Source organism: Haloarcula taiwanensis, from assembly GCA_002844335.1.
GTDB lineage: Archaea > Halobacteriota > Halobacteria > Halobacteriales > Haloarculaceae > Haloarcula > Haloarcula taiwanensis.
The window spans coordinates 965,914-985,569 of record CP019154.1 but is presented as its reverse complement, the minus strand read 5'-3'; the positions used below and the strand labels follow the sequence as shown (position 1 = coordinate 985,569).

The window sequence follows — 19,656 nt, the reverse complement described above, 5'->3', positions numbered from 1 at the left end:
GTGGAAGTTTACAGATGGGGACTAAAACGGTTCGGCTTACGCGAGCAGGATTGTTATAAATAAACAGCGGCCGGAGGCCGCGCAACGCTTACCCAGTCCCCGCTCCCAGACCGGGCATGGCAACCTTCCTCTTCTGTTCGCTAGATGCGGCACTCGTCGGCGACATCGCCTGGCAGGTCGCTCGAGAGGGCCACGACGTGAAGTACTACATCGAGGCCGACAGCGACAGGGAAATCGCCGACGGGTTCGTGCCGAAGACCGACGACTGGCGCACCGAAGTCGAGTGGGCCGACGTCATTATATTCGACGACATCTGGGTCGGCAGCGATGTCGGCACCGGCGAACTCGCGCGGGAACTCCGGGCCGAGGGCCACGCCGTCGTCGGAGGCACTCCGAACACGGACCGGCTCGAAGAGGACCGCGGCTACGCGATGGCGATCCTCGAAGAACACGGTGTCAACACTATCGAACATCACGTCTTCGAGGACTTCGACGCCGGCATCCGGCACGTCCAGAAGGACTCCGCACCCTATGTAATCAAGCCGCTGGGCGAGGTCCAGAACGTCAAGCGACTCCTCTACGTCGGAAATGAGGACGACGGCAGCGACGTCGTTGACGTCCTTCGTGCCTACAAAAAAGCGTGGGGGCACCGGATGAAAGGCTTCCAGCTCCAGCGGAAGGTCGAGGGCGTCGAAGTCGCCGTCTGTGGCTTCTTCAACGGCGAGTCGTTCGTCGAACCGATCAACTTCAACTTCGAGCACAAGAAACTGTTCCCGGGCAACATCGGTCCTTCGACCGGCGAGATGGGGACCTCGATGTTCTGGGCGGGGCGCAACGAACTGTTCACCGAGACGCTCGGCAAACTGGAGGGCTGGCTCGCCGGCGAGGAGTACGTCGGCAGCATCGACATCAACTGCATCGTCAACGAGGACGGTATCTATCCGCTGGAATTTACACCGCGGTTCGGGTACCCCACAGTCACGCTGCAGGAGGAGTCGTTTGAGTCGGGGACAGGGCAGTTCTTCCTCGATCTGGCGAACGGGCGCGACCCCGGGCTGGAGGTCCACCGGGGGTATCAGATCGCGGTTCGAGTCGTCCTCCCGCCGTTCCCGTTCGACGACCAAGAGACGTACGACGAGAACTCCCGCAACGCCGCAGTCGTCTTCGAATCCGACAGCCGCGATGGCATCCACATCGAGGACGCGAAGCGTGTACCCGTTGAGGGTGCGGAACGCTCGGCTGGCGAGAGAAGCGAGCCGGAAGCGGCTGTTGACGGGCAGTGGCGTGTGGCTGGTGAAAGCGGGATGCCGCTAGTCGTCACGGGGAAAGGCGAAACGATGCAGGCGGCACGGGAGCAGGCCTACGAGCGAATCGACGATATCCTCATCCCGAACTGTTACTACCGCGACGACATCGGCGAGCGCTGGATCGACGGCGACGGGGACCGCCTGCAGGCGTGGGGCTATCTCGGCCCTGCCGTCTAGCGACGTGCAGGATAGCGTTCCCGTGTGACCGAGCTTTGGCACGCGCCGAACGCGGACCTTTATGTGTGTAACACGTACCCATGATTGACGAATGGACGCACAAACTGAGCGGTCGCCGCTACACGTCTCGCACACCGACCACGACGACGGCTGGACGGTCGCCGTCGACCTCGACTCGCTTCAGGTTAGCGACGACCACGTCACAGTCGACGTCATTGGAACAGAAGCCATCGTTGCCGTCGACGCCCCGCACCTCCAGACGGAGTTCGACATCGATCTACCGGCTGCCGGGGCAGTCCAGACACTCAGAAACGGCGTGCTCACGCTCTCGCAGCGAAGTTAGCGCTGTCGCGGGCTACTTTTTAGCCATACCCTGCCTTTGTGACAGTCCAGCAACACGATACGACTCCACAAGGGATTTGAGCGTGATGCTGGAAGCGTTCAGTGATGACCACCCCTCCCGACCAGGACCCGCCGACGGTTCTGGGCTCGGTGCCACCGCTTCGTGCGTGGATTCGAACGTTTCTCATCGGCCTCTGTATGGGCAGCGCGGACGGGGTCCCCGGTGTTTCCGGGGGCACAATCGCGCTCATCGCCGGGGTCTACGAGCGACTCATCGCCGCGATTACCGCCGTTACGCCGGGCCGCGTAATACGGTTCGTTCGCGCTCTCACGCCGCTAGACGGCGGTGTTGATTTGCGCGGTGCGTTTGCCGAACTCCTCGAACTCGACATCTGGTTCCTCCTCGCGCTGGTCGCCGGCGTCGGTACCGCCGTCGTCATCGTAACACACATCGTCACCGTCGCCAGCCAGGAGACGCCGGCGTTGCTTTTCGGCTTCTTCTTCGGCCTCATCGCCGCCTCCGCGGTGGTGTTGCTGCGCAGTCTCACGGTCGAGTCGCCGTTCCAGATAGGGGCCGGCGTCCTCGGGTTTCTGCTTGCGTTCTACGTGTCCGGCGTCTCGAACACCGCCGCCGACGGCGGCAGTCTCGCACTCGTCTTCATCGCCGGCATGATCGGCGTCAGCGCGATGATTCTGCCCGGCATCTCGGGATCGCTGTTGCTCGTCATCCTCGGGCAGTACGACAGGATGTCAATGGCGCTCGCCGACTTCGTAGACGCGCTCATTGCGCTCGTCACCGGCGGGCCAGCCGAAGACGTGACAACGACCGCCGTGCCGGTCGTGACGTTCATCGTCGGCGGGCTGGTCGGCCTGTTCACCATCGCACGCGTCGTCCGTCGGGCACTGGAGTACAACCGTCGGGCAACGCTGGCCTTCCTCGTCGCGCTCGTCGTCGGCGCACTCCGCGCTCCGGTCGTGAAGGTCCGGAGTGAAGTCGGCTTCTCGACGGACGTTCTCATCGCGTTCGTCGCTGCCGCCGCTATCGGCGCGGCCTTCCTGCTCGCGCTCGACTGGTACGCCGTCGACCTCGACCTGGATAAGATCTAAACAGGTTCAGAAGCCCCAGGCACGGCGGTACTGCGGCGGTCCCTCTATCTCGTCGGTCGCGTCGAGTTCCTTCGCGGCATTCATCGTGAAGTACGGGTCCCGGAGGTGTTCGCGGCCGACGATGGCCATGTCTGCCCGGTCGTTGGCGACGACGGCTTCGGCCTGTTCGGGCGTCGTGATGCCGCCGACAGCGCCGACGGCGATGTCCGACTCCGTTTCCTCTCGGATCCGCTCGGCGTACCGGAGCTGGTAGTTCGGCCCGGCGTAGTCGGGGCGGGACTCGGGGTGGATGCCGCCGCCGCTTACGTCGATGAGGTCCACGCCGATGTCGGCGAGCCGGTCCGACAGTCGCACGGAATCCTCGACGGTCCAGGAATTGCGGTCGGGGAACCAGTCCGTCGCAGAGATACGGACGAACACCGGCTTGTCGTCGGGCCAGACCTCGCGGACGGCGGTCGTGATTTCGCGGACCAGCCGCGTGCGGCCCTCGAAGTCGCCGCCGTAGTCGTCTTCGCGGTGGTTCGTCACCGGTGAAAGGAACTGATGCAAGAGGTAGCCGTGGGCGGCGTGGACCTCTGCGACTTCGAATCCGGCGTCGAGCGCGCGCTCAGCGGCGGTGCGGAACGAGCCGATGACAGCCTCGATGCCGCCCTGATCGAGCGCCGTTGTCGGCGGTGCCTCGCCGCCTTCGTATGGCCAGGGGTCGTCACTCGGGCCGACGACTTCCCAGCCGCCGTCGTCGGGCTGGAGCGGGTCGTGGCCATCCCACGGTCGTTCGATGGAGGCTTTCCGCCCAGCATGGGCTAACTGGATGCCCGGCACGCTTCCCTGTTCGGTGATGAACTCCGTAATCGGTTCCAGCGCTGCCGCGTGCTCGTCGCTCCAGATACCCAGATCCTCCGGAGAGATACGGCCACGGGCTTCGACAGCAGTCGCCTCGGTCATGACCAGGCCTGCGCGGCCAACGGCACGCGAACCGAGGTGCGTGCGGTGCCAGTCGGTGGCGAGGCCGTCACGAGCCTCGCAGGAGTACTGGCACATCGGAGACACCATGACGCGATTCGGGACTGTCGTCTCACGGAGTTCCAGCGGTGAGAACAGTGCAGTCATCGACGGGAGTTTGCCGTCGAGACGGATAACCGCACTGGCGGCTGCAAGAGTCGTGGTTAGTTCCGGCGGTTTCCGTCGTCACCTGGGCGTCTCGCCGCCAGCGCCCTACTCGGTCAGCGAGGCACCGGTGTTCCGGGGAGCGACGACGGTGACTGTGCCCTCGACGCCGGCCTCGTCGAGAGCTAGGACGCCAGCCTCCCTGGCCTCGGACTGGTGGGCCGCCGTCGTCAGCCCCCAGACGGTCGGCCCCCACGAGCTCTGGCCGGCCCCCGAAATTACCGGGGCGCTCGACAGCGAGTCGACGAGTTCGCCAGCGGGTGGGCGGTAGACGCCACCCTGCTCGTCGGCGTACCACGCGCCGTTGAGCCGGCCCAGCCGCGCCGCGGCCTGCCCGAAGTCGCTGTGGTCTCTGGTCGCAATCGCGGGGAGGACCCGGCGGGTCAGTAACGTCGAGATCTCGTCAGCGATACCGGGGTCGGCGCGCTCGACGGCTTGCCGCATGCTCTGGTCTTCTGCGCTCCCGCTCTGTCCGGGGTCGGTGTCCGGGACGACGATGACAAACCGCCAGTGTGCGGGGACGTCATGACGGGCCAGCACCGGCGGCACGTCCCAGTCACCTTCGGCTGGCGGTTCGGCAGTGAACCGCTCCGTCGGGTGGCCGCCGTCGACGACGAACCCGCCCGACTCGAACGCGGCCACGCCGACGCCGCTCCGGCCGCCCCGGCCCAGTTGCGGCGCGTAGGTCCGTGCGTCGGCAGTCCGGTCGTACGCCCGGACGACGGCGATGAGCGTCGCCAGCGAGAGCTGGGTGCCGCTCCCGAGGCCGACGTGTCGCGGGAACCGCTCGTCGACGGAGACGGACGCGCCGGGTACGTCGAGCGCGTCGACGACGCGCCGAACGTACGGCTCAGTCGCCGCGTCGTCACACCGGACCGTCTCGGCCCGGGACGCCTCGACGGTCAGCCGCGGCTTGTCGAGCGCGAGCCCGACGCCGCCGTAGAGGCGCTCGTGGGCGAGCGAGAGGTTCTGAAAGCCGAAGTGGAGTCGCGCGGCGGTCGTGACCGTCGGCATACGGCGGCGGAAGTCCCCGACGGAAAAGAAGGTACTGTCACCGGTCGGTTTCGCCGTGCTCCGTGTGAGACGGTACCGCGAGTACAAGTTATTTAAGGTTGCCCATGGCCTCGGTGAAATATGAGCAATCAGGAGCGGCAAGAACGTCCGGAAAAAGACCCGGACCTGCGGAGTACCGAGGTGACGGAGGGATACGAGAAAGCCCCCCACCGCGCGATGTTCCGCGCGATGGGCTACGACGACGAGGACCTCTCCTCGCCGATGATCGGCATCGCGAACCCGGCCGCCGACATCACCCCGTGTAACGTCCATCTGGACGACGTGGCCGATGCTGCCTACGACGGTATCGACGATACCGAAGGGATGCCAATCGAGTTCGGGACCATCACCATCTCCGACGCTATCTCGATGGGGACCGAGGGAATGAAGGCGTCGCTCATCTCCCGCGAAATCATCGCCGACTCGGTCGAACTCGTCACCTTCGGCGAGCGGATGGACGGCATCGTCACCATCGGCGGCTGCGACAAGAACATGCCCGGCATGATGATGGCCGCTATCCGAACGGACCTGCCGAGCGTCTTCCTGTACGGCGGCTCCATCATGCCCGGCGAGCACGACGGCCGCGAGGTCACCATCCAGAACGTCTTCGAGGGCGTCGGCGCGGTCGCCGACGGCGAGATGACCGAGGGCGAACTCGACGAGATGGAACGCCACGCCTGCCCCGGCGCGGGCTCCTGTGGCGGGATGTTCACCGCCAACACGATGGCCTCCATCTCCGAGGCGCTCGGCTTCGCGCCGCTTGGGTCGGCCTCCCCGCCGGCCGAACACGAGTCCCGTTACGAGGAGGCCCGCCGGGCCGGCGAACTCGCCGTTGAGGTGGTCCAAGAACGGCGCCGCCCCTCGGATTTCCTCACCCGCGAGTCCTTCGAGAACGCCATCGCCCTGCAGGTCGCGGTCGGGGGCTCGACCAACGCCGTCCTCCACCTGCTCGCGCTCGCGGCGGAGGCCGGCATCGACCTCGACATCGAGACGTTCAACGACATCAGCGCCCGGACGCCCAAGATTGCCGACCTCCAGCCCGGCGGCGAGAAGGTCATGAACGACCTCCACGAGGTCGGCGGCGTCCCGGTCGTCCTGAAAGCGCTGAACGACGCCGGCCTGCTCCACGGCGACGAACTCACTGTCACTGGCAACACCATCGCAGAGGAACTCGACCGCATCGACCCGCCGGCCATCGAGGACCTCGACGCAGATTACCTGTACCCGGTCGAAGACCCGATCCACGAGCGCGGGGCTATCCGCATCCTCTCGGGCAACCTCGCGCCCGACGGCGCAGTCATCAAAATCACCGGCGAGGACCACCTCCACCACGAGGGGCCGGTCCGCGTCTTCGAGCAGGAAGAAGGAGCCATGGAGTACGTGCAAGAGGGGCACGTCGAGTCGGGCGACGTCATCTGCATCCGCAACGAGGGTCCCCAAGGCGGGCCCGGCATGCGCGAGATGCTCGGCGTCACCTCGGCCGTCGCCGGGCAAGGCCACGCCGAGGACGTGGCGCTGTTTACCGACGGCCGCTTCTCCGGCGCGACCCGCGGCTTCTCCATCGGCCACGTCGCGCCCGAAGCGTTCGTCGGCGGCCCAATCGCCGCCCTAGAGGACGGCGACACCGTCACTATCGACATCGACAACCACGAACTGTCGGTCGATCTCACTGACGAGGAGATGCAACAGCGCCTCGAAGACTACGACCCCGAGCCGACGTACGACAGCGGCGTGCTGGCGAAGTACCACAGCGATTTCGGCTCCGCCGCCAACGGTGCGGTGACAAACCCCGGCGCGAAGTGGGACTGAGACCGGATCACAGCTTCGGCGCGCGGAACGAACCGCCCGCGACGGCCCCGCTGGACCCGCCCCGAAGATTCACGTCCGCGTGACCGTGATAAGCCCTTCTTTCAGTGCCGCTTCGAACCGCTCGTCAAGCGTCATCTGCTCCCAGCCGTCTGGCCGATTCTCCGCGGCAATCTCAGCGAGCGACTCGACCAGCGACCTGTGGAGGAACCGTCCGTTCTCGCCACAGTCATCGCAGGTCTTGATTATCGACCGAACCTCGAAGTCCCGCTCGACGCCGGCCTGGCATCGGGCACACACGTACGTTTCGGACACACCTGACTATACGCCGTCCGGATACTCGGGTGTTGTGAAACATTTCATCTGGGCGTCATGACTGGCTATGGACTGTTTCTATCGACGGCACTCGTCGACTACCGTACAGTTCTCTGGGCGGGAAATAGCCCCCGTGATGTGTTATTGCCGTATAGCGGCCACTGAGCGCAGTTGCCGGGACGATTCAGACGGCGGCCGGTCGCTGCGGACGGCAGTGTCCGATATAAGTCGTGGGAGCGCATCCCGCTACTACGTCATATTTTATTTTCATCATGACTACTAAACCTATTTACAATCCCAGTACAAACCGTGGGCGTGTTGATGTCCCCGCCGACCGTCCTCCTCATCACCGCCGAGACTGCTGCCGGGAAGCGGTTACAGGCGGCACTTGAACAGGCAGCAATCGACGCCACGGTTGAGACGACCGAGCCCGAATGCGTCGATACGACACTGCTACGTACTGCGGTTGACTGCCTCGTCGTTCCGGTGACGTGTGAGGGTATGGCCGGCGGACATCTGGCGGAGGCGGCTACCGGTCTCTACCCGACCCTCCCAGTAATCATGTACGGCTCTGAGGCAGACCGTGGAGAGCACATTCAGGCGGTCGCCGACGACGACCTTGGGTCGCCGGAACTGGCAGCCGCAGTCGGTGAGGCGCTCGAAAACAGTGAGACAATGGCCGCACGGCCGGCTTCCCGGCCGGAGACGATTCTCGCCACGATGTTCGAACGGAACTCCGAACACCTGTACGTAAAAGACACTGACAGGCAGTATTTGCTGCTCAACGATTCCTCGTACGCGCCCCCGGAACTGCTCGGCCGGCGGGACGAAGATGGGCTCCCCGCGGGGGCGACGTATCTGGATGCGGCGCGCGGTGACGACTTACAGGTCATCAACGACGAGACCGACATCCTCGACATCCACGAGTTCTCGCCGTCGATGGGAAAGCACCTCCGGACATCGAAGGTCCCATGGTACGACGAAACTGACGAGCTGGCCGGCCTTATTGGGATCACACAGGACATCACCGACCAGAAGGAACGCGAACGTCTTCTCAGACAGCAGAACGAACGTCTCCGGAAGGTGGCACTGCTGGCCGCACACGAACTCCGAAACGAACTCCAGGTGTCGACCGGCCACCTCTCGCAGATTGAGGCCGACGACGAGCACATTGGCGCTGTGGAGGAGTCCATCGACCGACTCTCCAGTATCGTCGATAAAGTCGTCTCGCTGGCGTCGAGCGACTCGCCGGAGTTCGAACCCGAGCAACAGTGGCTCTCGACGGTCGCCTGGGACGTATGGAGTTCGCTGTCGCTCGAAGCCGCGTCGCTCGAAGTAACATCAGACAGGCGGCTGTTGGCGGACCCGGAATCAATGCGCCTGTTTCTCGAAATCCTGCTCTCGAACGCCGTCGAACACGGCGGGCCGGACGTGGCGATTCGGGTCGGTGCCACGTCTTCGGGGTTCTTCGTCGCGGACGATGGGCCCGGCGTCGACGTCTCGCCGCCGGAGCGGGTGTTCGAGGCGGGATACGCATCAGAGAAGCAAAACAGTGGGTTCGGACTCTACATCGCCAACCGGATCGCAAAAGAACACGGCTGGTCGCTGTCCGTCGATGACAGCGAGGCGGGCGGCGCGCGGTTCACCGTGACCGACGTGGAACGACCGGACTAGAGTTCGAAAGTCTCGTCGCCGTCGAGGACGTGGACCTCGGCGTCGCTGCCGGTGCCCGCCACCTCGTTGACGAAGTCCTGCGTGTCGATTTCGATGGGCGGGAACGTGTCGTAGTGCATCGGGAACGCGTGGTCGACGTCGAGCCAGTCGACGGCGACGGCGGCCTGCATGGGTCCCATCGTGAAGTGGTCTCCGACCGGGACCGCCGCGGCGTCGGGTTCGAGGAACGGCCCGATGACGTCGCGCATCTCCGTCATGAGGCCGGTGTCGCCGGCGTGGTAGAACGTCGTCGACTCCGCGTCGCTGACCTGCGTCGGCTTCGTATCGGAGATGATGAACCCGCCGGGCATCCCGCCGCTGGTGCCGTAGCTGGTGTCCATCCCGTTGGTGTGGTCGGCCCGGTGCATCGTGACGAAGGCGTCGCCGATTTCGACGGTGCCGCCGAGGTTCATCCCCATGCCGCCGACGGCGTCGAAGTCGCCGAAGTTGTCCTCGCAGTACTCGACGACTTCCGGCGTCGCCACGAGCCCACTGCCCTCGTAGCGGTCCACGTCGCCAATGTGGTCCGCGTGGCCGTGGGTCAACAGCACGTAATCGGGGTCCAGTTCCTCGGGGTCCGTATCCGTCTTGGGGTTATCGAAGAACGGATCGATGAGCAACTCGGTGTCGTCGACTGTCACGTGCCACGTCGAATGGCCGTACCATGTGAGTTCCATACCGGATGCACGCTACTCGCGGCGTCTACTTAATATTACAGTGAGTGGGCGCCAAACGGCAGAGCCGAACGAACTTACGGCTCGTCGACACCGCTTTCCGGCCGGACCCGTGAGAGCCGCATCGCGTTCCCGGTCACGGCCGTCGTCATCCCGGCGTCGCCCGCGAGCACGGCCGCCCAGATGGGAACGAGACCGAACGGAACAGCGACGGCGAGGCCAGCTTTGACCGCCAGGCTGGCCCAGATGTTCTGCCGGATGACGCCGTTGGCGTCGTTCGCCAGTTCGTACAGGTACGGGAGTTTCGAGAGGTCGTCGCTCATGAGGGCGATATCAGCCGTTTCAAGCGCCGTGTCCGTGCCGGCTGCTCCCATGGCGACTCCCACAGTCGCGCTCGCCAGCGCCGGCGCGTCGTTGATGCCGTCGCCGACCATCGCCACGCCGTCGTGCTCCTCGACGAGGTCCTCGATAGCGGCGACTTTCTCGTCAGGCAAGAGTTCGGCCTGGTATTCGTCGACGCCGACTTCCCGTGCGATAGCCCCCGCCGTTCGCTCGTTGTCGCCGGTGAGCATCACCGTCCGCTCGACGCCGAGGTCACGGAGCCGGGCGATGGCGGCTCTTGCCTCCGGGCGCACCTCGTCGGCGACGGCGATGATACCCTCGATCTCGTCTTCTGTCCCGACGATGACGACCGTCTTTCCTTCGGCCTGAAGTTCAGGCACGGCATCTTCCAGCAAGTCCAGACAGTTGTTGCGCTCACAGAGCTGCTGGGTCGTTTTGGTGACAACACCGCCATCGGTGGTCGCGTGGACATGCGAGAGGTCGAAGCCGAGCTCCTCGAACAGGCCCGGTTTCCCGGCGTAGTGGGGCGTCCCGTCGAGGTCTGCACGGACGCCTTTCCCAGTGATGCTCTCGAAGTCATCGACGTCGGCGCTCTCGACGCCGGTCGTTCCCGCCTCTGCGACGATGGCCTCGCCAATGGGGTGTTCGCTCCGCTGTTCGAGCCCACGGGCACACCGAAGGACCTCGTCCTCGGTGTTCCCGTTCAGCGGAATCACGTCGGTGACGGTCAGTTCGCCTTTCGTCAGCGTGCCGGTCTTGTCGAAGGCGACCACGTCGACCGCGCCCATCGCTTCGAGGTGGTTCCCGCCCTTGATGAGAACGCCGTTCTTCGCGGCGCTGGTGATGCCGGAGACGACTGAGACAGGCGTCGAGATGACGAACGCGCAGGGACAGGCCAGCACCAGCAGCGTCAGCCCGTGCACGACGGCGGTCGACCACGCTACGCCGAATACGGTAGGGGACGCCAGCGTCACGAGGACGGCGAAGGCGACGACGACCGGCGTGTAGTACGCCGAGAAGCGCTCGACGAACTGCTCGCGCTCGGTCTTGTTCGACTGGGCGTCCTCGACCATCTTGACGATGCGCGAGAGGGTGTTGTCGCTGGCCGCCGCTGTGACCTGCACTTCCAGATACCCCTCCTCGTTGATGGTCCCGGCGTACACCTCGTCACCGTCGGTCTTGTCGACCGGGACGCTCTCGCCGGTGATCGGAGCCTGATTGACTGCGCTGGTCCCATCGACGACCTCGCCGTCCATCGGAATCTTTTCGCCGGGCCTGATGACGACGACATCGCCGACCTGTACCTCGTCGACGGGGACTGTCGTCTCCTCGCCGTCCTGCAGAACTGTCGCCTCGTCGGGCGAGAGGTCCATCAGTTCTTCCAGCGAGTTCCGCGCGCGGTCCATTGAGTAGCGTTCCAGCAGTTCCGCGACGCTGAACAGGAACGCGAGCGTCGCGGCTTCAAAGTACAGCGCCTCGCCGAAAGCCAAGCTGGCAGTAAGCGCGCCCAGAATGGCGATGGACATCAGCAGGTCGATGTCCAGATTCCGGTTTTTCAGGGAGTAGTAGCCGCCACGCAAGATTTCCTGGCCGCCGGTCGCCACGGCGACGATAAAAAGGATATCGGCGACGTGCAGCGGCAACCCAAGCACGGCCCCGACCTGCGCGTTCGCGCCGCGAAGCAGGAACTCGAAGAGGAGGCCGAAGGCGACGAACACGCCGCTGACCCAGGTTTTCAGCGCCCGCGGGCTGGTCCAGGGCGACTCACTCTCGTCGGGCCCTCCCGTCGCCGTCTCGTCTTCCCCAGCCGTCTCCGTGACCTCGTAGCCGGCGCTCTCGATGGCCGTCACGAGGTCCCGCTCTGTCACTGCCGTCCGGTCGTACGTGACGACGGCCGTTCCTGTGGTCGGGCGCGTCTCGACGGCTCTGATACCGTCGACCGCCCCGAGCGCATTCTCGACCTTCCCGGCACAGGAGGCACAGTCCATCTCCGGGACGGACAGCTGTGCGACCTGCGGCGTCCGTTCTCCGTCTGTCACTGTCGGAGGGCCGTCGTCACCCGCGCCGACACACGCACCACCATCCGAACAGCTGTCGGACTCCGTCATTACCGGTGCTAGGCTACCCGGTCTTATTAATCCAGCTGCTAAATATGGCCCACAAACTGGGATTAGTTAATAAATAAGTGCGGGCTTATTATTAACCCAGCCAGTATCGACCGTGTAGCTGGCATTGCCAGCCGTCACTCACTCGAACGGTGTCGTCCGCGTCGGTTTCCCCTGTGCGTACCGGATCCAGCGCCGCATGTGTCGACCGACGGCCCAGAACAGTACGACAGTCATCGCCAGTAGCGCCGACAGGAAGACGATTCCAAGCCGTATCGGTTCCTCAGTCGGGAGGCCGATGAGCAACACGATTGTCCCGACAAGTGCCATCTCGACACCGCATCGCAGTCCGGGCAACAGGAACCCCGGTGTCGGCGTGTTCGTTCCCGATGAATCCTCTGCCATGCGCCCCCGTATGCTATCGGGACGATTGTAGTTTGTGCCCGCTCTCCGGGTCGAACTGAAAGCCCCAGTCAACAGCAATCAAGCAACCTGGCCACGATAAATTGCCCTGACCGTGCCTTTTTCGCAGCCCAGACCCACGCTCCAGTATGAAACAGTCTCTCACTCGCCGGGCGATGCTGGGAGCCCTCGGGACAGCTGTCGCGGCCACGGCTGGCTGTCAGAGTCCCGGGACAGACAGCACCTCTGGCGGTGACACCGGGGATCAGTCAGGGTCGGCCGACGCACTCGCACAGTCAGACAGTGTCTACACCGACGTGTACCGGGCGGTAGCCGATGCCGTCGTCTCAATCAGGGTGTACGCCGAAGACGCCCGTGGTGGGCAGGGGAGCGGGTTCCTCATCGACGATGAGCATATCGTCACGAACGAACACGTCGTCGCGGGCGGAGACGAATACTACGTCCGCTTCGCAGACACCGGCTGGCGCTCCGCCTCCGTGGTCGGTGCGGACGTGTACAGCGACCTTGCGGTCCTCCGTGTCGGTGCGACGCCGGACGTGACACCGCTCTCGTTTGCCGAGACTGAACCCACCGTCGGGACCGAAGTCGTCGCTATCGGGAACCCGTTCGGGCTGTCCGGGTCAGTGTCTGCGGGTATCGTCAGCGGCGTCGACCGCACGCTCCAGAGCGCGAACAACTTCTCCATCGCAGACGCGGTCCAGACCGACGCCCCCGTCAACCCAGGCAACAGCGGCGGACCATTGGTCACGCTAGACGGCGACGTACTCGGCGTCATCAATTCGGGCGGCGGCGACAACGTCGCATTCGCCATCTCGGCCCCGCTGACTCAGCGTGTCGTGCCGTCGCTCATCCAGACCGGCGACTACGATCACTCGTATATGGGTGTTGGCCTCCGGGGCGTGTCGCCCCGACTCGCCGAGGCAAACGACCTAGACCCGGCCTCTGGCGTGTACATCGACAGCATCCTTGAGGGCGGCCCGGCGGCGGGCGTTCTGCAGGGAAGTGACGGGGAGACGATGATTTCGGGGGCGGCGATTCCCACTGGCGGTGACGTGGTCAGGCAGATGGGCGACACCCCGACGCCGACGCGACAGGCGCTCGGAAGCTTCCTCGCACTGGAGACCAGTCCCGGCGAGACGGTCGACGTTCTGGTCGAGCGCGACGGGGCACAGGAGACAGTCGCACTCACGCTCGGAACCAGACCAGAGCCGTAGGCCGGTTCAGCGGTTGTGGCAGCGCGCGTCACTACGTTCGGAACCAACCCTGTCCGCGACGCCTGCGACCGGCGGTGAGATACCCGACGACGGCAGCCAGCGGAAGTGTCACCGGGAGTCCCGCGACCAGCAGTCCGATACCTGTACTGCCATCCGCGAGTGTGTAGATGGTAACGCCGGCCGCAGTAACGACGAATAAGTCAGCGACGGTCGCCAGCGCGGCCAGTCGAAGGCGAACCGCGCGCTCGGAGACCGTACCCGCGGCCGCCAGGTCGCGGTACCACAGCAGGACGTAGCCGGCAAACAGCGCCGTCAGACCGGCTGAAACGCCCACAGGGAACCCGATGAGCAGCGAGAACTCTATCCCCGGTTCGAAGCCGGCGGTCACTGCGACGGTTGTGACTGCGAACACGAGTGCACCGAGAAGCAAGGCAACGACGATTCGGACGTGCGTGTTCATACGTATCAGCTTGACGACTCAATATAAATAGCCCATCGCCGCCACGAAGCAGTTCGTCGGGCGGCGCTTCGTACAGCGGCCAGTTCCTTCCACCGGCCGGCTTACTCTAACGGCTCGGCAGCGTCCTGTTCGACCAGCGGGTCAGCGTTGTCGGCTGGCAGCGTCACCACGTCGTCGGTCGAGAGGTCGTACTCGCGCTGGTCGACGCCGAATATCTCGCCCACGTCGTCCGTAATGCGCACCATTCGTCGGTCCACGTCGGCGGCCCCGGACGTATCAGAACCGCCTGGTGACTGCCGGCCGCCGTCGGCCTGTGTCGGGTCCGTTCCCGGTTCGGGGTCGGACTCAGCGCCGGCTTCGGCCGGTGGGACCGGAACGTCGTCTTCGGCCGGCACGTCCGCCGGGTTGGACTGTCCGGCGGCAGTGGGATTGCTGTCCGTGTCTAGCTCGGGCGGCGGCGTCGGTGGGTCGGAGTCCGCCGCTGGCGGCGACTGGTCTCCGCCGCTGCCCATCATGTCAGCCGCGTCGACGCCCGAGTCCGGTGTCGATACCGGCTCGGACTCATTGGCTGCCGGTTCGTTCGCCGTCTGGTGTGGCTCCGGATCGGAGGCCTGTCGCTCATCGGATTTCGGCTCGTCGCCGACCGCGCCGGTCGGGGCCTCGCCGGCGATCACGTCAAGGACGTGACCCCGATTGGATTCGATAGCATCGACCATCGTTTCGAACAGGTCCCGCTCCTCCCGCGTGAGGCCGTCGTCCTCGGTCGGCATGTCCGCCGCGGCCAGTGACGCCATCTTGACTATCTTGCCGACGCGGCGCTCGTAGACGGCCTCGACAGTCTGTTCTGCGGTCTTGATGTCGTCGGTCAGGCGGTTGACCTCGGGGGAGTCGAACGGGTCCTCGGCGCGCTCGGCCGCGCGCTCGCGCTCGGTCCGGAGCTGTTGAATGAACTGTCCGGCGTCCTCGTAGAACGTCTCGCGCAGCTGCTGAAGCTGATCTGTCTGGCGTTCGCGCGATTGGACGGACTGGAGCTCGTCTACGTTCATTCCTTCCCCTTCTCGGCACGCCCGCGGGCCATGAGAAACACGCCCACGTGCTCTGGTACAGTCTGATTACCCGCCTCCAGTGTAAAGCTATCGCCATCCAGTTCGACAAGCCCGCCGTCGGTCACCTCGACGGTGATGTCGTGACCTCGGAACGTCTCCGGGACGGGGTCGACCAGCGGGTCGAACGCGTCGAGGTCCTCGCGGTCGATACGCTGGACTTCCAGCCCGCTGCCGCCGTGTAGCGAGCCAGGCAGGCGGATGAGTCGGTTCGTGTCCGTTGTCACCGGCTCGTCTATCGGCGCGTTGTCCGCCGCGACGACCTCGTGGAGCAGAATCTTCGCCAACTGGTAGAACGCCGGATGCACGTCGATGTTGCCGGCCTCCAGTTGCTCGTAGTTCGACCGGGCGGCGTTCAGCGCCGCCGTCGCCTTCCCCTCGCCGATGCCGTCGTACTCCTGCAGTCGGTCCAGCGCGTCGGCCTCCTCCATCGCTAGCAGGTCGTCGACGACGGCGAGCATGTGGCGGTGGGCGCGAGCGCTCCAGCCGCCTTCCGTTGAGAGCGTCCGCTTCTGGGCCGGGCTGGACCGGCCAGCCGTGCCGGCGACGGCCTCCTCGTCGACGAGTTCGTCGAACTCCAGCCCGATGCCGCGGACGTAGTCGACGATTTCCCGGCGCGCGTCCCGTTCGAGGTGGCGGATGCGCTCGTCGCGGACGTGGACGTGGTAGCCGCGACCGCCGGAGAAGACGACCGTCAGGTCCTCGAAGCCGAAGTCGTCCTCCAGGAAGTCGAGCAGCCGCAACAGCGCGTCCTTGCACTTTTCGAGCATCTCGGCGTAGCTGTCCTCGCCCAGCACGACGCTGGGCAGGTGGTCGGCGTCGAGGTCGAACACGAGGTCCGAGGAGCGCCAGCCCTTCTCGGACATGGTGGAGGCGCTCGGTTCGTCGTAGCGGCCCGCGGAGAAGTAGACGTGGCGGGGCTTCCGCCGGCCGAGGAAGTCCTCAATTTCGCCGAGGTCCAGCAGCGAGCGATGGCGGACCATCGTCTCGCCGGGGCCCTCAGTCCACGGGATGAACCCCCATTCGCGTTCGTTTGCGGCCGGCGGCGGCGTTACGGATGCCTGGCGGTAGTGGTCGCCGAACCGGCCACGGAGGTACGCGCGGGTCCGCTCTTCCATCGGCTACCTGCTTGGGGAGGTCCCTTGAAAAGCGTTCGCTTAACCGCGCAGGAACTTCGACAGTTTGTCCGTAATCGAGTCCTCTCCAAGTTTGAGGTAGTATGCGTCGCCGCCGTCCTCGTAGTAGTTGTCGATGCGCCGTGTAATCTCGAAGCCGATGTGTTTGTAGAAGCCGAGTGCCTCCCGATTCGTCGCCCGGGCGTGGCAGGTCACGCTGCCGTAGTCCTCGGCGACGCGAGCGACGAGTCGCTTGCCGAAGCCGTGGCCCCTGTACTCGTCGTCGACTGCGAGAAAGAGAATGTAGCCGTCGCGTCGAACTGCGGCGAAGCCGATGAGGCGGTCTCTGGAGCGGTCGATGTAGAGATAGGTGGTCGACCGTCGGTAGGCGTCACGAAAGAACCCCCGTCGCTGCCGGAGGACGCCGTCAGCCTCGCGGATGTCCTCCTTGAGCCGCCACGCCGCGTCGACGTGTTCGTCGTCCCCGCGTTCGACGATCTGTGTCTCGATATTGACGCTCACTGCCGTATAAGTAGTAGAGGCGTGGATATAATTCCACCGCCTACAGAGAGGGGTATCTCAACGCCCAGCGCCGCGAACCGGACGAACAGGGTTAGGTGGATAGCACACGAATTCTCAGGTATGGACACACGCGTACCGAGTTTTATCGGCACCGCCGTCCTCACGCTCGCTCTCCTGTCGCGACCCGCGGCGGCACACGTCGACTACGTGACGGACGGGCCGGGCGAGGCCCTTGACGCGGTAGCGTTTGCGATATCCGTGCTGTCTAATCCGGTGAACGCGGCGGTTTTCGGCGTCTCGGGCGTGGCCGTGACTGTCGGCCTCGTAGCGTATCTCCGGGTCCGGCCGACGATTGCGGACATCGTCATCCTCCGGGACGTACTCGTCGGCTACGCGGACCTCGTCCCGTGGATGCTCCGACTCAGCGTTGGACTGCCACTCGTCGGTGCCGGTTTTCAGGGGTATCTGTTCGCCCCGACAGTGACGTTTGACCCCGCCACGAGCCCGGCTGTCCGCATCCTGTTCATCGGGTTGGGTTTCACGCTCTTGTTCGGACTCGCGACCCGTATCGTCACGGCGGTCGGGCTAGTGACCTACGGCTGGGCGCTGAGCGTCGACCTCGGCGTCATTCTCGCTATGGAGTACGTGCCGGCGTTTCTGGCGCTATTGATTCTTGGCGGTGGTCGCCCGAGCGCTGACCACATGCTCCAGCAGGTCGCCAGCACTGACGGGACCTATTACGGCCGCATCGACCCGGTTCACCATCTGAAGGGCTTTCTGGACTCGGTAACAACACCGTACCGCGAGTACGTCCCGGTCATCGTCCGGATCGGCATGGGTGTGACGTTCATCTATCTCGGACTGTTCCAGAAGCTCGCCGAACCCGGTCAGGCGCTTCTGGTCGTAGAAAAGTACGACCTCACTGCCGTCGTCCCCGTCGACCCCGGGATGTGGGTGCTCGGGGCCGGCCTGACCGAGATGCTGGTCGGACTGGTGTTGATACTCGGCTTCATGACTCGCGGGGCCGCGGCCGTGTCCTTTGTCCTGTTTACCACGACGCTGTTCGGACTCCCGGACGACCCGGTACTCGCGCACATCACGCTGTTCGGGATGGCCTCGGCGGTGTTCACGATGGGTGCTGGGCCGCTCTCGTTCGATGACTGGTTCGGTCGACCGGCACAGAGCGACCGGGAGACCGTCGTGTCGGCTGACTGAGCAGGCCACAGCAGTCCCGCAGGTCAGTTCGCGCCGTCCCACTGGTCCAACTGAGTCCGATTCCCGCTCGCGTTGTGGTATATCGTGATCGTGTCACGAGCGCCAACGCGCCGCCCATAGGCGTTGCCGCTGCTCAACTGTGCGATATCGCCCGGGCCGATCATCGCGTCGGGCTCGCGGCTCGCCACTTGGGCCCAGGTGACTGTCTGGCTCGGCCCTTCGAATTCGACGTTCCCGGCTTCGAACTCGTCGCCGCGTTCGTGTGTGACGATGAGCAGTTCGTTGTCCTCGACGTAGTCGTAGCTGAAGTTCGCCTGCGGGCCGCCGCCGTCATCGTCCTCGATGACGAGGACGTTCAGCCCGACAATCGCCGTCACGAGTAGCGTCATCCCGACGAGTACGGCGACGCCGATGCCCTCTGTCATCCCGACCGTGTCAGTGCTGAGCCGTCCCATAGGCGTCTATCACCCCTAATGTGAGACGGCGTTAAATGCTGTTCGACGGCGAGGGGAAGACACATATCGGTCCAACTCACAGCCACCGGTATGATAGACGAGACTGTCGAGGAGATCTCGGAGATGCAGACCCACAGTTCCTCCGTGGTCGCAGTCAAAGCTGCCCAGGCACTCCGGGACCTGACTGACAGGGAGTACCCGACGGTCGAGGATTACCTCCGCTCGCTCGACCGGAACAGCAGCGCCCTCCGACGAGCGAACCCCTCGCATGCCTCCCTCCATACGACCCAGCACCGGATCGTGAACACCGTCTCAGATGCGGAGCCCGACGACGTGGCGGCCGCCAAGGAACTGACGAACGAGGCTATCGACGACGTTATCGACTCTGTAGAGTCGTCGAAAGACCGCGCCGCGGCACGCGCCGTGTCGGAGATTGCCGATGACGACGTGCTGTTGACACATGACTTCTCCTCGACGGTCCTTGCGGCCATCGACGACGCTATCGAAGCCGGCCACAGCTTCGAGGTGTACGTTACGGAGTCACGACCGCGCTTCCTCGGCCGAAAGATGACGCGCCACCTCTCCGACCGGGACGGGGTCGACGTGACGCTCATCGTCGACAGCGCCGCCGGCCACTTCATGTCAGAGGTCGACCGCGTGCTCGTCGGCATGGACTGCATCGTCGACGACACGCTGTACAACCGCATCGGCACGTATCCGATTGCGACAGCGGCGGCGGACAACGACGTTCCGGTAACGGTGGTCGGGGCTGCCGCGAAATACGTCGACGGGGCCTTCGCCTTCGAGAACGAGATTCGGTCGCCGTCGGAAGTACTCCGGGAGCCCGCAGACGGATTCGAGGTCGCAAACCCGGCCTACGACGCGACGCCGACGCAGCTGCTGGATACGGTCGTCACTGACGACGGGATCCACGAGTACTGAGACGGGGCGCTGTACGTTCGTTCGAGAGCCAGCAGGGCGGGTTCTAGTACCGAAAAGCGAGGTCGAAGATTCTTGTTGCTGGCAGTGAAGAAGCCACGT

At 64.8% G+C, this 19,656-nt stretch carries 19 protein-coding genes; 8 read left to right on the top strand and 11 right to left on the bottom strand.

Features of this window, described 5'->3' with window-relative positions:
* Window positions 1–116 precede the first annotated feature (116 nt).
* From BVU17_05130 to BVU17_05120, 3 genes are all read left to right on the top strand, one after another.
* Complete coding sequence (locus BVU17_05130) at window positions 117–1,484, top strand: phosphoribosylamine--glycine ligase (GenBank protein AUG46935.1); 1,368 nt, start codon at window positions 117–119, stop codon at window positions 1,482–1,484.
* 91 nt (window positions 1,485–1,575) lie between these two features.
* Complete coding sequence (locus tag BVU17_05125) at window positions 1,576–1,827, top strand: hypothetical protein (protein ID AUG46934.1); 252 nt, start codon at window positions 1,576–1,578, stop codon at window positions 1,825–1,827.
* 104 nt (window positions 1,828–1,931) lie between these two features.
* Complete coding sequence (locus BVU17_05120; GenBank protein AUG46933.1) at window positions 1,932–2,933, top strand: DUF368 domain-containing protein; 1,002 nt, start codon at window positions 1,932–1,934, stop codon at window positions 2,931–2,933.
* 6 nt (window positions 2,934–2,939) lie between these two features.
* Here BVU17_05120 and BVU17_05115 read toward each other — a convergent pair whose 3' ends face one another.
* The gene (locus BVU17_05115) at window positions 2,940–4,043 is read right to left on the bottom strand and encodes an NADH:flavin oxidoreductase / NADH oxidase (protein ID AUG46932.1); all 1,104 of its coding nucleotides are present in this window, start codon (window positions 4,041–4,043) and stop codon (window positions 2,940–2,942) included.
* Window positions 4,044–4,148: 105 nt separating this feature from the next.
* Complete coding sequence (locus BVU17_05110) at window positions 4,149–5,114, bottom strand: GHMP kinase (GenBank protein ID AUG46931.1); 966 nt, start codon at window positions 5,112–5,114, stop codon at window positions 4,149–4,151.
* A gap of 120 nt (window positions 5,115–5,234) precedes the next feature.
* Between BVU17_05110 and BVU17_05105 the strand changes: the two genes are divergently transcribed.
* Complete coding sequence (locus BVU17_05105; GenBank protein AUG46930.1) at window positions 5,235–6,962, top strand: dihydroxy-acid dehydratase; 1,728 nt, start codon at window positions 5,235–5,237, stop codon at window positions 6,960–6,962.
* Between the two features lie 69 nt (window positions 6,963–7,031).
* Here the strand turns inward: BVU17_05105 and BVU17_05100 are convergent, their stop codons facing one another.
* The gene (locus BVU17_05100; protein ID AUG46929.1) at window positions 7,032–7,274 is read right to left on the bottom strand and encodes a hypothetical protein; all 243 of its coding nucleotides are present in this window, start codon (window positions 7,272–7,274) and stop codon (window positions 7,032–7,034) included.
* A 321-nt stretch (window positions 7,275–7,595) separates the two neighbouring features.
* Between BVU17_05100 and BVU17_05095 the strand changes: the two genes are divergently transcribed.
* Window positions 7,596–8,948: a signal transduction protein gene (locus BVU17_05095; GenBank protein ID AUG46928.1), complete on the top strand. Its 1,353-nt coding sequence runs from the start codon at window positions 7,596–7,598 to the stop codon at window positions 8,946–8,948.
* Here the strand turns inward: BVU17_05095 and BVU17_05090 are convergent.
* From BVU17_05090 to BVU17_05080, 3 genes are all read right to left on the bottom strand, one after another.
* The gene (locus BVU17_05090) at window positions 8,945–9,664 is read right to left on the bottom strand and encodes a metal-dependent hydrolase (protein AUG46927.1); all 720 of its coding nucleotides are present in this window, start codon (window positions 9,662–9,664) and stop codon (window positions 8,945–8,947) included. The two genes, BVU17_05095 and BVU17_05090, sit on opposite strands and share 4 nt — an antisense overlap.
* A gap of 74 nt (window positions 9,665–9,738) precedes the next feature.
* The gene (locus BVU17_05085; GenBank protein ID AUG46926.1) at window positions 9,739–12,111 is read right to left on the bottom strand and encodes a cadmium-translocating P-type ATPase; all 2,373 of its coding nucleotides are present in this window, start codon (window positions 12,109–12,111) and stop codon (window positions 9,739–9,741) included.
* 138 nt (window positions 12,112–12,249) lie between these two features.
* Complete coding sequence (locus tag BVU17_05080; GenBank protein AUG46925.1) at window positions 12,250–12,513, bottom strand: hypothetical protein; 264 nt, start codon at window positions 12,511–12,513, stop codon at window positions 12,250–12,252.
* A 146-nt stretch (window positions 12,514–12,659) separates the two neighbouring features.
* Between BVU17_05080 and BVU17_05075 the strand changes: the two genes are divergently transcribed.
* Entirely contained in the window at window positions 12,660–13,745 is a 1,086-nt protein-coding gene (locus BVU17_05075; protein ID AUG46924.1) for a serine protease, read from the top strand.
* Between the two features lie 31 nt (window positions 13,746–13,776).
* Here BVU17_05075 and BVU17_05070 read toward each other — a convergent pair whose 3' ends face one another.
* The 4 genes from BVU17_05070 to BVU17_05055 form a co-directional block, all read right to left on the bottom strand.
* A complete protein-coding gene (locus BVU17_05070) occupies window positions 13,777–14,205 on the bottom strand; it encodes a hypothetical protein (protein ID AUG46923.1) in 429 nt (142 codons plus the stop codon).
* Window positions 14,206–14,306: 101 nt separating this feature from the next.
* Complete coding sequence (locus tag BVU17_05065) at window positions 14,307–15,251, bottom strand: hypothetical protein (GenBank protein AUG46922.1); 945 nt, start codon at window positions 15,249–15,251, stop codon at window positions 14,307–14,309.
* Window positions 15,248–16,426: a DNA primase gene (locus tag BVU17_05060; protein ID AUG46921.1), complete on the bottom strand. Its 1,179-nt coding sequence runs from the start codon at window positions 16,424–16,426 to the stop codon at window positions 15,248–15,250. Before BVU17_05060 ends, BVU17_05065 begins: the two co-directional genes overlap by 4 nt.
* A gap of 39 nt (window positions 16,427–16,465) precedes the next feature.
* Window positions 16,466–16,945: a GNAT family N-acetyltransferase gene (locus tag BVU17_05055; protein ID AUG46920.1), complete on the bottom strand. Its 480-nt coding sequence runs from the start codon at window positions 16,943–16,945 to the stop codon at window positions 16,466–16,468.
* A gap of 120 nt (window positions 16,946–17,065) precedes the next feature.
* Between BVU17_05055 and BVU17_05050 the strand changes: the two genes are divergently transcribed.
* Window positions 17,066–18,160 (top strand): DoxX family protein, encoded by a 1,095-nt coding sequence (locus tag BVU17_05050; protein ID AUG46919.1) that lies wholly within the window; start codon window positions 17,066–17,068, stop codon window positions 18,158–18,160.
* Between the two features lie 23 nt (window positions 18,161–18,183).
* On the opposite strand, the gene BVU17_05045 is transcribed toward BVU17_05050, so the two are convergent.
* Window positions 18,184–18,615, bottom strand: a complete 432-nt coding sequence (locus tag BVU17_05045; GenBank protein AUG46918.1) for a type IV pilin — start codon at window positions 18,613–18,615, stop codon at window positions 18,184–18,186.
* A 90-nt stretch (window positions 18,616–18,705) separates the two neighbouring features.
* Here BVU17_05045 and BVU17_05040 point away from each other — a divergent pair, with 90 nt between their 5' ends.
* Window positions 18,706–19,557, top strand: coding sequence for an initiation factor 2B (locus tag BVU17_05040; protein ID AUG46917.1), 852 nt, complete (start codon window positions 18,706–18,708; stop codon window positions 19,555–19,557).
* The last annotated feature ends 99 nt before the right edge of the window (window positions 19,558–19,656 follow it).

Bases quoted from the DNA above. Each gene is read 5' to 3' on its own strand.
- BVU17_05130 (AUG46935.1), top strand. From the start codon at position 117: ATGGCAACCTTCCTCTTCTGTTCGCTAGATGCGGCACTCGTCGGCGAC.
- BVU17_05110 (AUG46931.1), bottom strand. From the start codon at position 5,114: ATGCCGACGGTCACGACCGCCGCGCGACTCCACTTCGGCTTTCAGAAC.
- BVU17_05065 (AUG46922.1), bottom strand. From the start codon at position 15,251: ATGAACGTAGACGAGCTCCAGTCCGTCCAATCGCGCGAACGCCAGACA.
- BVU17_05075 (AUG46924.1), top strand. From the start codon at position 12,660: ATGAAACAGTCTCTCACTCGCCGGGCGATGCTGGGAGCCCTCGGGACA.
- BVU17_05085 (AUG46926.1), bottom strand. From the start codon at position 12,111: ATGACGGAGTCCGACAGCTGTTCGGATGGTGGTGCGTGTGTCGGCGCG.
- BVU17_05090 (AUG46927.1), bottom strand. From the start codon at position 9,664: ATGGAACTCACATGGTACGGCCATTCGACGTGGCACGTGACAGTCGAC.
- BVU17_05080 (AUG46925.1), bottom strand. From the start codon at position 12,513: ATGGCAGAGGATTCATCGGGAACGAACACGCCGACACCGGGGTTCCTG.
- BVU17_05120 (AUG46933.1), top strand. From the start codon at position 1,932: ATGACCACCCCTCCCGACCAGGACCCGCCGACGGTTCTGGGCTCGGTG.
- BVU17_05060 (AUG46921.1), bottom strand. From the start codon at position 16,426: ATGGAAGAGCGGACCCGCGCGTACCTCCGTGGCCGGTTCGGCGACCAC.
- BVU17_05050 (AUG46919.1), top strand. From the start codon at position 17,066: ATGGACACACGCGTACCGAGTTTTATCGGCACCGCCGTCCTCACGCTC.
- BVU17_05115 (AUG46932.1), bottom strand. From the start codon at position 4,043: ATGACTGCACTGTTCTCACCGCTGGAACTCCGTGAGACGACAGTCCCG.
- BVU17_05040 (AUG46917.1), top strand. From the start codon at position 18,706: ATGATAGACGAGACTGTCGAGGAGATCTCGGAGATGCAGACCCACAGT.
- BVU17_05125 (AUG46934.1), top strand. From the start codon at position 1,576: ATGGACGCACAAACTGAGCGGTCGCCGCTACACGTCTCGCACACCGAC.
- BVU17_05105 (AUG46930.1), top strand. From the start codon at position 5,235: ATGAGCAATCAGGAGCGGCAAGAACGTCCGGAAAAAGACCCGGACCTG.
- BVU17_05070 (AUG46923.1), bottom strand. From the start codon at position 14,205: ATGAACACGCACGTCCGAATCGTCGTTGCCTTGCTTCTCGGTGCACTC.
- BVU17_05095 (AUG46928.1), top strand. From the start codon at position 7,596: ATGTCCCCGCCGACCGTCCTCCTCATCACCGCCGAGACTGCTGCCGGG.
- BVU17_05045 (AUG46918.1), bottom strand. From the start codon at position 18,615: ATGGGACGGCTCAGCACTGACACGGTCGGGATGACAGAGGGCATCGGC.